Annotated in this window: 10 protein-coding genes; 5 read left to right on the forward strand and 5 right to left on the reverse strand. The window is 54.3% G+C overall.

The genetic code is table 11. The features are described 5' to 3' along the window. The first annotated feature begins 115 nt into the window (after positions 1-115). Complete coding sequence (locus JJB07_RS04320) at positions 116-907, forward strand: toll/interleukin-1 receptor domain-containing protein (RefSeq protein ID WP_201631420.1); 792 nt, start codon at positions 116-118, stop codon at positions 905-907. Between the two features lie 11 nt (positions 908-918). Then, on the forward strand, positions 919-3792 hold the full coding sequence (locus tag JJB07_RS04325; RefSeq protein ID WP_201631422.1) for a DEAD/DEAH box helicase: 2874 nt from the start codon (positions 919-921) through the stop codon (positions 3790-3792). A gap of 52 nt (positions 3793-3844) precedes the next feature. Here the strand turns inward: JJB07_RS04325 and JJB07_RS04330 are convergent, their stop codons facing one another. Genes JJB07_RS04330 through JJB07_RS04340 form a run of 3 tightly spaced genes read right to left on the reverse strand, consistent with a single transcriptional unit; the run spans position 3845 to position 6658 of the window. Beyond that, positions 3845-4174, reverse strand: a complete 330-nt coding sequence (locus JJB07_RS04330) for a DUF952 domain-containing protein (RefSeq protein WP_201631424.1) — start codon at positions 4172-4174, stop codon at positions 3845-3847. Next, on the reverse strand, positions 4171-4857 hold the full coding sequence (gene tenA, locus JJB07_RS04335) for a thiaminase II (RefSeq protein WP_201631426.1): 687 nt from the start codon (positions 4855-4857) through the stop codon (positions 4171-4173). The genes JJB07_RS04330 and tenA overlap by 4 nt, the downstream gene beginning before the upstream one ends. A 58-nt stretch (positions 4858-4915) precedes the next feature. Beyond that, on the reverse strand, positions 4916-6658 hold the full coding sequence (locus tag JJB07_RS04340; RefSeq protein ID WP_201631428.1) for a DUF4084 domain-containing protein: 1743 nt from the start codon (positions 6656-6658) through the stop codon (positions 4916-4918). Positions 6659-6738: 80 nt separating this feature from the next. Between JJB07_RS04340 and JJB07_RS04345 the strand changes: the two genes are divergently transcribed. The 3 genes from JJB07_RS04345 to JJB07_RS04355 all read left to right on the forward strand — a co-directional run bounded on the left by JJB07_RS04345 (position 6739) and on the right by JJB07_RS04355 (position 10822). Further along, the gene (locus tag JJB07_RS04345) at positions 6739-7617 is read left to right on the forward strand and encodes a diguanylate cyclase (RefSeq protein WP_201631430.1); all 879 of its coding nucleotides are present in this window, start codon (positions 6739-6741) and stop codon (positions 7615-7617) included. Positions 7618-7713: 96 nt separating this feature from the next. Further along, positions 7714-8469 (forward strand): aminoglycoside 3'-phosphotransferase, encoded by a 756-nt coding sequence (locus JJB07_RS04350; protein ID WP_201631432.1) that lies wholly within the window; start codon positions 7714-7716, stop codon positions 8467-8469. 142 nt (positions 8470-8611) lie between these two features. After that, entirely contained in the window at positions 8612-10822 is a 2211-nt protein-coding gene (locus JJB07_RS04355; RefSeq protein WP_201631433.1) for an anthranilate synthase component I, read from the forward strand. A gap of 96 nt (positions 10823-10918) precedes the next feature. Here JJB07_RS04355 and JJB07_RS04360 read toward each other — a convergent pair whose 3' ends face one another. Continuing rightward, a complete protein-coding gene (locus tag JJB07_RS04360; RefSeq protein ID WP_201631434.1) occupies positions 10919-11788 on the reverse strand; it encodes a hypothetical protein in 870 nt (289 codons plus the stop codon). A 113-nt stretch (positions 11789-11901) separates the two neighbouring features. After that, complete coding sequence (pabB, locus tag JJB07_RS04365; RefSeq protein ID WP_201631435.1) at positions 11902-13338, reverse strand: aminodeoxychorismate synthase component I; 1437 nt, start codon at positions 13336-13338, stop codon at positions 11902-11904. Positions 13339-13412 lie beyond the last annotated feature (74 nt).

A 13412-nucleotide genomic window follows, 5' to 3' on the forward strand; every position in this document is an offset into this window, starting at 1 on the left:
GGACTGTTGGCACACAGGTCAACAGTCCTCCTTTTTCTTTTTCCGGATCACATTGTCTATCTAGTTTAGAACTCATATAATTGAAGTCATAAGATTTTTATCAGAGGTGATGGGGTTGTATTATCACGTAAAAGTTCAAACTCGAGATGGTCAAACTCTCTATGAGATAGATCATACCGGACTTACGTTTATCAAGAACAATATCATCGAGCCATTCCTGAAAAAGGAAAGCATTTGGGCTCAAGAATCAGAAATTCCTTATGAGAATATTAGGAGATTCCTAATTACGAAGACAGATATGTTATCTGCGCGTTTAGTAAGCGAGAATTACAAGGCGACTTATCTTTATCCAAGCTTGAAGAAGTCACGAGAGTATCTCGTTACGGAGGGCAAACATGCAGTAGATATCACCGATAATCTCTTGGAGACGATCCGTTTGACTCCAGACGTGCAGAAAAACGAAGATTCAGTTATCGAGATGCCCGTATCCACCCAACCTACATTATTTCTTGCTTACAGCTACAGCAAAGAAGACGAAGAATTGGTATCTGGAATGAAGACTTTTTTACAGCGAAAATATGAAGTCTTAGACGGAAAAGCCAGTAAGTTGGGATCTGTATCGGGAACGGTGTTGGACAAGATTCGCCGCTCGGACCTCGCTGTGTTTGTCATGACGCAGCGGGAACGAAAAGAATCTGGCACCTACACAACCTCAGGATGGCTCATCGAAGAAAAAGGGGCGGCGATCGCCTTGGGCAAGAAAGTAGCAATTCTGGTTGAATCCGATGTGGACCGAAACGACATTGGAGGTTTGCACGGTGATTCGCAGTGGCTGTCGTTTACCCGCAATAATTTTATGAAGGTGGTCATGGACTTGGAAGTTATCTTGACTAACAGCGTGTCGTAAAGGGGATTTGCATGGAAAATCGGCTGCTCCAGTATTACTCAGAATGCTTGCGTTATGAATCATTTTTCGAGAAAAAACTGACCGAAAGTGAAATTCGAAACGGGCGCTTGCCCAATGGCCTTTCACTCGATCCTCTTCCGCCTGTTTATACCCAGCATCAAGGCAAAGTAAAAGATGATCAAACGTTCCTCATCGGCTATCCTGTGACTCACTCAAAGAGGGTCCCCCTCGTGATCTGGGAGGTAGAATCTCCGACGATCTCGTTGTTGCCGAACTCTGATGTTTTTTTTCACAAGGATTTGCATGAGGAACTGATCTCAACAGGTCAACGGTCTTATCTGGCAGACTTTCAAAAGAGAGTCAAGGAAACTCCTCAAAAGATTTTGGATCGATCTTTTTTCGTCGAGATTTTGCAAACGATGGATCTGAGAGAAAGCCAAGTTTTATGGGAACCGGTCTTGTTCCTTGGCGAGAAGACGACAACGATGAATTACAACATTGTGAAAGAGTTCGAATCTCTACACAATGAAACGCAAGGACGGTCTGAGAGTACGGACACCTATCTCTCTGTAGATGTTTCTGCGACTCGATCCTCAGATGAGTACTATCATGTCGTGAACAGCAACCATCCTCAAAACGTTGCCCTTGCCAACCTCTCGGAACGAATCACGGTATTACAAGGCCCACCGGGGACCGGAAAGACGCAAACCATCTTGAATTTGATTGCAACACAGGTGATAAACGGGGAGACCGTTCTGGTTTCGAGTACGAACAACGCCGCCGTTAACAATATTATTGACAAAATGAGTAGGGAACAGATCGACCAAGACTTTCCCGGATACGTGCGGTTTGGCAATCGAGAAGAAATCAAGAAGTCGGTCCCCCGTATGTTGGATCTCATCGAGAGTGTTACAAATGAGCCCGTCTTAGACGATGAAGTGAAGATAAGAGTGGACATTGAGCGGTATAAGCAAACCAGTTTGAAGCAACTCTTAGAAATTCGGCAGATCGAAGAGGCGGACGATGAGTATCACAGAGTAACAGCAGAGGAGAAGGAGCTGAATGTACTCGCACGTCAGCTATGGCTGAGGATTGAAAAAGGCTCAATGACTTCGCTGGCCAAAGCGTTGGAAGAATCCCGATTCGTGGATCAGCAGGTAGAGCGTCAATTTGCCCAATGGTTGCTAGAGCCCGGTCTGTTGGACGGAAATCCGCGATCCATTCTGGACAAAATCCGGATGTGGTGGAGGGCTTGGAAATTCAAGTCGAGGTTGAAACGATTGTTCAAGGTTCTCAAAACCTCGGGAGTTCAGTTTCCTGCTATTACGAAAGCAATGGATCTCGCGGAGATTCATGATGTGTTGCGGTATGTCAATACACGCGATCTGCTCCGAACCTGCCAGGCCCGAATTCAGAAGGCCGAGGATAAGCGCAAGCAGACGCACAAACTAGCAGGGCTCTATGACCGCAAGATCGAGACGGATCGTCAATTGTTGCGGGAAATGTGGAAACTCCGACGAGCTCGGATGCAACGAAATGGAGTGCAAATCCAGCGTATTAATCGTTGCATGAGCGAACTTTCAAAGGACAAACCGAAAATCAAGGATACTTCCGCAGATTTCCCTGCCTTACAAGAGTTGTTTCCGATTTTCCTAACAAGCAATCTCTCGGTACGGAATACAGTGCCTTATCCGTTTCAATTTGATTTGGTCATTGTAGACGAAGCGTCGCAATGTTCTATACCCAGTCTGATTTCACTTCTGCAAGTGGCGAAGCGAATCGTTGTCATCGGAGACGAGAAGCAATTGCCCCACATTACTTCACTTGGTGAGCGACTTGATGACTTGCTTTTTGAAAAACTTTGCGGGAATTCCGCAGAGTCCGGTCAATATCAGCATACAAAGAACAGTGCTTTTGACCGAGCGCTTCATGTCGTGAGAACGGATGAGAAGAAAAAACACCTCCTCAACTTTCACTACCGCTGTGCACCTTCGATCATCGAGTTCTGTAATCGTGAGTTCTACTTCAATCGCCTGCGCGTTATGACTCAGGAACCTGTCGGAAGTTTGGGCAGTACTCGGTACATAAATATCCCGGATGCACGAGCAGAGGGCTTATTCAATGAGAGTGAGGTTCAGAAAGTCTGCCAGTTGGTGGAGGAATTGAAGAACGAAGGATATCACAGCATCGGGGTAATCACTCCGTTTCGACGTCAAGCGAACGCTTTGGAGGCACGTCTCGCAGGGAAAGCAGATGTGGGAACGGTGCATAAGTTTCAAGGCAAGGAAAATGACGTGATCATTTTCAGCACTGTAGTAGCTCCGGGGATGGAAGAACGAAACATTCGGTTTGTACAGAAAAATCGCGAATTGATAAATGTCGCAGTCTCACGGGCAGCCAAACTGCTGATCGTTGTGGGGCATGAAGAGACTTTGAACCGTACCAAAGGGTACCTGACTAAGTTGGTGCAGTATATCCGTACCAACGCGGTACCGGATAAAATGCAGTTAGTTCCGTATATGGTGTATGGAGATGAACGCCGGAAACAATTGCTGACAGAGACTCAACAAGGCCTGCTGAAGACCTTGGAGCAAACATTCGCTTCACGTTCAGTGGTGGTTTATCCAAAGATGGCAGTCAAAGATACGTTGATGATTCGGGGAGTGCTGCCCGGTCTCCATGAGTTTTACATGGTGAGTCACTTTGATTTTGTTGTGTATGAAAAAGAGTCCCTCACACCTTTGGCAGCGATCGTACAAGATCAACGGGAGTCCTTCGACGAACTCTGTGCCTTGGTGGAATTTCCTTGTATTCATCTCCAAGATCAGAAGGACGAAGAGGCCTTGTCAAAGCTTGAGGATGTGGTACGGGAGTGGAAGTTGTAAAAAAGAGACCGGGCCGTGGAGGCCGGTCTCTTTTTTCGTATACCAACTCGTCCTACACAACCCAACCGGCGGCGCTGCGCTCCATCCGGCGAACTTCCACAATCGCATCTGTATTGAGTGGTCCGTAGATGTGCGGATAGAGGTTGCCGTCGCTTGCTTGCTCGTACTTCACTTCGGACGTCACGCGCTCTTCGTCGATCACGAGCAACAACAACTCGCCCTCGTAGGTCGCATACACGCGGTTCATCACCCGCTCCAACAGCTCGTCCCCGCGCGTTGCGTGGATAAAACCTTCCTCGTCGTAATCGCGGGGAAGGTACTCGGCCTTGCCTTCATACTGCGCCCAATAGGGGGCGGGCACCAAGCAATAGATCACATTCATTTCGTTACCGTCTCCTTCTCAGCAAATGGCCACTTTTCCAGTGTGTACGCCATCTGCCAGAACGAATACTCAAAATCACTGCTCAAAATAAAATGACTCTCCATCCGTCGCTTCTCTTCCTCCGACGCGACCTCCGCCAGTTCATCCAGACGGTTGATTTGCTCCACCACCAACTGTCCGAACCACTCTCCGCCATACGCATTGATCCAGTCTTGATAGATCGGCTCCGGCGTTTGCACACCTTCGTAGCGCTTGCCGATCTCCCAGTACAGCCAGTAGCACGGCAGAATCGCGGCGATGATCTCGCCGAGCGTTCCCGTGTACGCCACGGCGATCATGTGGTTGGCGTAGTTGTACGCGGACGGCGAGGGTTGGAACGCCGCTTTTTGCTCCTCCGTGATGCCAAGTCGCACGGTGAAGTTGCGGTGCAGGTCCATCTCCGCTTCGTAGGTTCCCTGTGCATGAGCCGCCATGCGCGACATCGTGTAGAGGTCGCCGGCGCGAGCGGCACCCAGCGCTTGGACTTTGGCGAACACGGAGAGGTAGTAGGAGTCGTTCAGCACATAATGTTTGAAGCTCTCCAGGGACAGAGAACCGTCGGCCACCCCGGTGACAAACGGATGGTCAAAACTCGCTTGCCAGCTCGCTTCGACCTTTTGACGCAAGGATTCGGAAAATTTCATTGTGATACAGCCTCCATTCTGGGCAGTTATTGGCACAACACTGCTAATTGTAGCAAAACTAGTCGCCAATCGGAATCCTCACAACAAATCGACTTCCCTTGCCCGGCTCCGATTCCAGCGTCACGGCCCCGTGCATCAACCCCACCAACTTGCGCACGATGGCAAGCCCCAAGCCTGTGCCGTTGTATTTGCGAGTCGTCCCGCCGTCCACCTGCGTAAACGGTTCGAAGATATAGTCGTAATGTCCCCGCTCAATCCCGATCCCCGTGTCTTCCACCATCAATTCCAAGAGCCCGTGCCGCCGTCGCGCGGAGATCATCACATGTCCGTGGTCGGTGAATTTGATCGCGTTGTTGACGAGGTTGATGAGAACCTGCTCGACTTTGATCGAGTCGGTGCGCACGGTGCCGATCGGATCGGGGAGGTGGAGCACGAACGCGATCTTTTTTTCATCGGCGAACAGTTTGAGCTCTTCTTGGATTTGGTGCAGGAGCTCGTCGATTTCCACGTCCTCGAGTTTGACTTGCTCCTTGCCGTTTTCGATCTTGGAGAAGTTCAAGATGTCTTCGATCAGACGCAACAGTCGGTTGGCACTGCGGCGGATCACTTGCAGATCGGCGCGCAATTCGTCGGAGATCGGGCCGTCCTCTTCGTTTTCGATCAGCTCGACGTAGCCGAGGATGCCGTGCATCGGAGTGCGCAGTTCGTGGGAGATCGCCGCCATGAAATCGTCTTTGACTTGCAGGGCAACGGTAAGCTCGGCGTTTTTGACGGAGAGTTCATGGGTGCGCTGTTGAACTTTGCTTTCCAGTTCTTCATTGAGGTGGTGCAGTTTCCGAAGCAGTCGGTCGTTCTCCACCATCGTGAGAATCTGCCGCACGATCACGAGCGTCATCGCCAGCGCCGAGCCGACCACGATCGCATCGAGATGGCCAACTCGCAGCACCATCACGGCAAACAGCACGATCAACGCCGCATAGGGCAGGATCAGCCGCACGGTGTCGCGGGGGAGTGGACGGTCGTCGGAGAGGGCCGTTTTTTCCTCCGTGACGTACATCCCGGAGAGGCCGAGCAACAGCAGTCCAACCGACCAGAGCGGATCGAACCACGAGCCGGCGAGGTAGGTCCCCAATGTCTGTTGGTAGAGATACGCAGAGTCGCCGCAGACGAACAGCAAAAGCCCGGACATCATGAGAAAAAGCGCCCACGGCGTGAAGGAACTGCGGGAGGAGAAATACAACGACACCACGCCGAACAACACCCCCAAGTCGAGCATGGGATAGGTGACGGAGACGAGCACGGCGAACGTGGAGACTCCCTGTTGGTAGAGCAAGGGTTGGATGAGGAATTCCCACGAGAGCGACGTCGCGACGGTCATGACGATCAGCGTGTCGAACAGCAACCGCACCATGCGGGCGGAGTTTTTCCGCTCATACATTCGGTAGCACATCGCGGCGAGCAGAAACAGGTAGTACAGCATATAAAAAGGGTCCGTCCACGAAGGAAACGGCACCTTCGTCGTCCCAAACGCCACATACAGCAGCCAAACCACGTCGGCCAGCAGATACGAAACGACTGCCAGCAACACAAACAGCCAGAAAAAACGTCCCGGCCCCCGCAGGCGGCGGAACGTGATCCACAAGCAGACGAGGGCGAGCAGCGGTCCTAGTGCGGACCATCCGATGTTGCCGAGCGCCCGCACGTCGTCATTCCCTTGCCACCACCAGATCCACAGATAATACCCGGCGGTGTACAGGGGCAAGAAAAACAGGAGCTCCAGACGCCATCTTGCCAAGTCCATCCCGCATTCCTCCTCTCTCCGACAAGATATGCTGTACACATCCGCCTTACGTCTGAATAAGGTAGAGTGAGGTGAGACGTGTGGCCAAAATCTTGGTGGTCGATGACGAAGAAATGAACGTGGCGTTGCTCTCTCGACGCTTAAAAAAATTAGGCTACGAAGTTTGCGAAGCCCGCAATGGTCGCGAGGCGTTGCAACAATTCGACCGTGAAGAGTTTGACTTGGTCTTGCTCGACGTCATGATGCCGCATGTGGACGGATTTGAAGTGGCGCGGCGGATGCGGGCACACACGACTCGGCATTTGGAGACGGAGATCCTTTTTTTATCGGCAAAAAGTTCGATTGATTCAAAGCTTCAAGGCTTGAACTTGGGCGCTGTGGACTATATCACCAAGCCGTTCGATTTCCGCGAACTGCAAGCGAAGATCAAGAGAATCCTCGTGGATGCAGAGCGGCGCAAAAAATTGGAGGTTGCCGCCTACACCGACTTTTTGACGGGGCTGTCGAACCGTCGGCATGTGGAGGAGCAGATGCAAGGCATCTTGCAGAGAGCGGCTGAACAGCCGAGGGAGCTCTGGCTGTTGTTGCTGGACCTCGACTTTTTCAAGCGCATCAACGATACGTACGGACATGAGCAGGGCGATGTCGTGATGGTGGAAGTGGCTCGGGTTCTGCGAGAAGCGGTCGAGCTTCCAGATGTCGTCGGGCGCTATGGCGGTGAGGAATTTCTGATCCTGCTCGCCGGGCGGCCGCAAGCTGAAGTGCTGGCGGTCGCAGAATCGATTCGGGAGACGATCGAGAAGCACCCGTTCCAACTGTGCGGCATGATGGAGCACATCACGATCTCGATTGGTGTGAGCAAGTATGAAAGCGGCACGCTGTCCGCGTGGATTCATCGGACCGATCAAGCGCTGTACCAAGCGAAACATACCGGGCGCAACCGCGTCGTGCAGGCCTAGTTCCGCGAGTTGGCGGAATTTGGGCCTTTTTTTGCGAAGGTGGAGAGCGGTGGGGGTCGAACTTAGTAAGTACGTGTATAAGCAGGAGGATTGGTGATGAACCCAGGGTTTCGTGAAGTCGTCGGGAATTGCCGATGGGAGGAATTGACGATTGGGCGTTCGGGCGCAACGCTGCACCGTTTGGTGGGGTTGGAAGGCCAAGAGACGCGGTATTTGAAAGTGATGAGTCGCTTTGCGGGCTCCGATTTGGCGTTTGAAGCGGAGCGCACGAAGTGGGTGTCTGCGTATCTGTCCGCGCCGAAAGTGCTGGACTTTCGGGAGGAGGGAATATTCGAGTACCTCTTGACTTCGGAAGTGCCCGGCATCCATGCCGCAGATCCGCATTGGGCAGGGCGTGCGGATGAAATTCTGCCCGTGCTCGCCCAAGGGTTGCGACGGGTGCATGAACTCCCCGTGGAGAAGTGCCCGTATGACAACCGGACGGGCGTGGTGCTGCAGATGGCGAAGTTGAATTTGCACAGCGGGTTGGTTGAGGGGGAGGATGCGGAGGAAGAACTGAAGGACCTGGTGAAAACTCGCCCGGAGACACCTGATGAGGACTTGGTGGTCCTGCACGGCGACTACAGTTTCCCGAATGTCTTGCTCACGCCGGAGGGAGATGGAGTCAGCGGGTATGTCGATTGGGGCGCGCTCGGAATCGGCGACCGCTATCTGGACCTCGCCATCGCGGTGAAAAGTGTGATCCTGAATGTCGGCGAGGACGGAGTGGCTGCGTTTTTGGAAGGATATTCGCCGGAGCCGCTCGATGCAGGGAAATTGGAATGGTTTCGACGCTTGAACCGTTTTTTGTAAGTGCATTGCTCCCGTGTTGATCGGGTGTTATAATTTAACCAGTTTAGAGCAGTGAGTTTGAGTTGAGATGAGTTAGGACAGCAGAGTCGAGATGAGAATTGCACATTCCTGTTGTCCTCCCACTTTGAGGAGGAATTTCCCCATGAGCATGTTATCCAATTTGAGGTTAGATCCTGAGTCCAAGACGTACCACACCCGCACCGGCATCACCATCACCCGCTCCCTCGAGCAAGTGGAGGTGCAGGGAGCTGTCGAGCACATCCTGCAAGGGATCGACTCGCGGCGCGGGGCGCTTTTCTCCAGCTCCTATGAGTATCCGGGACGTTATTCCCGTTGGGACACCGGGTTTCTCAATCCGGCGATGGAGGTGCGTGCGTCGGCAACCGGTCGAAGCTTCACTCTCACGGCGCTCAATTCACGCGGCGAGGTCCTGATGGGTCTCGTCGCCGATTTTATGGATGCCCACCCGGACATCTCCCTCTCCGAGCGCACTTCCACTTCCACCCAAGGCACGATTGTGCGACCCCAAGGCTTTTTCTACGAGGAACAACGCAGCCGCCAAGCGTCTGTGTTTACCGTCATCCGTGCGTTTCAAGAGCTGTTCTCTTCTGCAGAAGACAGTTTCTTAGGGCTGTACGGTGCGTTTGGCTACGATCTGATCTATCAGTTGGAGCCGATGGCGGTGAAGCAGAAGCGAGAGGCGGCGCAGTCCGATCTCGTGTTGTTCTTGCCGGATGAACTAACCGTCGTCGACCACCAGATGGGGTTGGCGTATCGGTTGCAATATGAGTTCGAAGTCAACGGCCGTTCGACGCAAGGGTTGCCGCGTGAAGGTCGTGACACGGAGCGGTCGTTCCCGAACGAGCTGGTGCCGGAGTATGTGCCGGGCCGTTATGCGGACATCGTGCGCGGGGCGATGGATCACTTCCGTCGCGGGGATTTGTTTGAAGTGGTGCCGACGCAGTCGCTTTTTGAACGCTGTGAGGTGCGCCCGTCCGAGGTGTTCACGAAGTTGAAGCAGATCAACCCCAGTCCGTATGGGTTTATCATTAATTTGGGCGACGAATATTTGGTCGGGTCGTCGCCGGAGATGTACGTGCGCGTCGAAGGCGACCGCGTGGAGACGTGCCCGATTTCAGGGACGATCAAGCGCGGCGCAGACGCGTTGGAAGACGCCGACCGCATTCGAGACTTGCTGAACTCGCGCAAGGATGAGTCGGAGCTGACGATGTGTACCGACGTCGACCGCAACGACAAGTCGCGTATCTGCGTGCCGGGCTCGGTCAAAGTCATCGGCCGCCGTCAGACGGAGATGTACTCGCACTTGATTCACACGGTCGACCATGTCGAGGGTCGCTTGGCCCCGCAGTATGATGCGCTCGATGCGTTCATCACTCATATGTGGGCGGTGACGATCACAGGAGCACCGAAACCGGCGGCGGCTCGTTGGATTGAGCAGAACGAGCACGCACCGCGCCTCTGGTACGGGGGAGCGGTGGGCTATCTGAACTTCAACGGCAACTTGAACACGGGCTTGACCCTGCGCACGATTCGGATCAAGGACGATGTCGCAGAGATTCGAGTCGGCGCGACGGTGCTCTACGATTCGATTCCCGAGGATGAGGAAGCGGAGACGTTGACCAAAGCGGCGGCGCTCGTGCAGGCGATTCGCAGTGTGCGCAATCAGCACCAACCGCAGAAGTTGACCGGTCGTCCGCCGTATCGTCCGGGGGCGGGCAAACGCGTGCTGTTCGTCGATCATGAAGATTCGTTCGTGCATACGCTGGCGAATTACTTCCGTCAGACGGGAGCGGAGGTTGTGACGTTGCGTTCGCCGTTTGCACGTCAGGCGTTGGCGGAAGGTCGGGAATCGTTCGACCTCGTGCTGCTTTCGCCGGGGCCGGGTCGTCCGGAGGAGTTCAAACTGAGTGAGACGATTGCTCTGTGCATGGAGCGTGAAGTGCCGATCTTCGGCGTCTGCTTGGGGTTGCAAGGAATTGTGGAACACTTCGGGGGCTCGCTCGGTCAACTGCCGGTTCCGCGTCATGGCAAGCCGGCGCAAGTGAAGTTGGTGGGCGAACAAAACGAAGAGAACGGGATGTTCCGCGGACTGCCGGAGGCGTTCACCGTGGGACTCTATCATTCGCTGTATGCCGACGATCTGCCGGAGACGCTTCGGGTGACCGCAGTGACGGATGACGGCATCGTGATGGGCGTTGAACATCGCGACTTGCCGATCTCCGCCGTGCAGTTCCATCCGGAGTCGATCATGAGCGCTCGAAACGAGTTGGGGCTGCGGATGATCGAGAATGTCCTCGCCCGCTTGCAGCATCAGCCGGTACGGAACAAGTAACGAAATCGCGCAGTCGCAAAAAGAAGCCCAACACGTCGCGGGACGTGTCGGGCTTTTTTTCGTTAGCCTTATGGGGCTTGTGCAACTGTGTGTGGATTACTGGCCGATGTCGGTCAGGTTGACGGTCGGTTCCTTGGACGGGTCGATGGTGAAGGTCACCGGCTCGCCGATCTTGCTGTAGGAACTCTTGATGAGGTAGTTGACGTCCGTGTTGTTCATGACGATCGTCATCTGGATGTCGTCGCGGATCGTTTGGTCTTTGTCGTTGAGCAAGGTGAAGATCTTGCCGTTTTTGATCGTCGGGAGTTGCGTGTCCGCGATCGGGCCGCTGGTTTGGCCTTTGTACTCGGCGTAGATTTTCTGAGCCAGTGCGCTGTCGAGTTCGACGGAGATTTTTTTCTGGGCGCCGGCTTTTTTGTCGTCGTCGGTCAGTTGTTCCGAGTGGAACAGTTTGCCGTCGATGCCTTCGTAGAGGGCGAGGTCGTACAGCGCGTCTTTGGACGTGTCGGTGACGACGAGTTTGCCTTGGACGGACGGCAAGGTTTCGAGACCCGGGAATTTGTCCATGCGCATGTACATTTTGCCCGCGTTGTAGTCCATCAGGGCCGGAATTTCGTAGGACGGCATGCCTTGGTTGGCCGGCATGGACGCTTTGATGTTCATTTGAATTTTCTTGGCTTGGAGGTCCGCATCCGATGTTGCCGATACTTTCATCTGCGACAGGGTGTCGGCCAGAGCCTTGGATTGTGCGTCGGTCGACGTGGAGTTGACAGACATCGTCACGTCCATGTCGGAATGGTAGGTCGATTCGGTCAGGTACTTGTGCGAAGCGACGTAGGTGGTTTTCAGGTCAATCGCATTATTGCTGACGCCGTTCGCAGCCGTTTGGGTCGAGTCACTGCAACCGGTCAGTGCGACAGAAGCGAGTGCAAGAGCGGCGATCGGGAGTGCCATGTATTTTTTCATTGGTTTAAACACCTCGCCTAAAAGTATACGGGACTGTACTTGTTTCGTCAGGTGGGAAAGCAAGGGAAAGAGACCGTAGCCTCGGGGGCACGGTCTTTTTTTGTGTGTAGAACTTAGAGCCAGTCGGGTGTGATCTTACCTCGGGACCATGCGTTGATGGCGCGGATCATGCCTTGGGCTTTGACTTGCGTTTCGAGGTATTCGTCCTCGGGGTCCGAATCGGCGACGATGCCGCCGCCGACGTAGAGACGAATCTCGCGGTCGTCGGTGAAGGTCATCGTGCGAATGGCGATGTTCCAACTCGCCGTGCCGCGAGTGTCGAGGAACCCGAGGGCTCCGGTGTAGATGCCGCGGCGCGAGGTCTCCAATTCGTGGATGATCTGCATGGCGCGGATCTTCGGCGCGCCGGTGATCGAGCCGCCGGGAAATGTGGCTTTGAGGATGGCGCCGGCCGTGATGTTTGAAGGCAGGGCGCCGCGCACGACGGCGACTTGGTGCCAGACGGTGCGATGGGCTTCGATGTCGAACAGCACGGGGACTTCCACGGAGCCGGGCTTGCAAAATTTGCCGAGGTCGTTGCGTTCGAGATCGACGATCATGAGCAGTTCGGCGCGGTCTTTTTCGCTGGTGGCAAGGTCGTTGCGCAGCGCGAGGTCGGACGCTTCGTCGGTGCCACGGGGGCGGGTGCCTTTGATCGGGATGGTTTCGATGTGGGTGTCGTCCCAGCGGAGGAACAGTTCCGGAGAGCCGCTGAGGATGAGGTAGCCCGGGATGTTGAAGTAGCCGGCGTACGTGCCGCCGTTGGTTTCGCGCAGGGCGAGGTAGAGCTCCCACGGGTCGGCGTCTTCGACTTCGACCGCGATCTGATAGGTGAAGTTCGCTTGGAAGATGTCGCCCTCGCGGATGTAGTGCTTGACCCGTCGAATGCGGTCGAGGTACTCGGACTTGGTGATTTCAGGCTGTAGAGCTGTGAGGGCGCGGGGGGTTGAGTTTAAGTTCGAGTGGCTCGCTGTCGTAGGCTCTGAAATCCCGCTTGCTCCTTGCTTTGCAGTTTCATAGGGTGCTTCGTTCCAAATCAACACCTGCGCGACCAGTGCGTCCACCGCACTCTCCGCCGTGTCGCTCTCTGTGACGGCGACGGCCCACGTCGTTTTTTCAAGGACGTCGATGATGAGAGCCTTGCCGGGGAGGATCAGCACGCCGTCCGGAATTTCATGCGGGTTGGGTTTTGACTCTCCAATCTGTTCTTGGCCCCAACCCAATTCGTAACCGAGAAACCCGAGCACCCCACTGAGGTAGGGCGGTGCATCGGCGGGTGGAGACTGTACCTTCGGGGCCTCTGCCAACAAGCGGTCGATTCTGTCAAACGGACACTCTACGTCGTCATGACGCAACTCCACCTGCCGCACCGGCTCCCACGCGAGAATCATATACCGCCCGTGCGACCCGCTGTCCAACCACAAACTGTACGGCAACCGTGCCCCGCGGGCAAATAACGAAATGGCGTCCAGCGCCCCATCCATTTTTCTCCATGCTGCAAACAATCTCATTCACCTCAAAACGTTCTCGCCAAAAATGTCGTCGTCATTGTACTATACTTCAGACGGGAAGTACAGGAAGAGGA

This window comes from Tumebacillus amylolyticus, from assembly GCF_016722965.1.
Lineage (GTDB): Bacteria > Bacillota > Bacilli > Tumebacillales > Tumebacillaceae > Tumebacillus > Tumebacillus amylolyticus.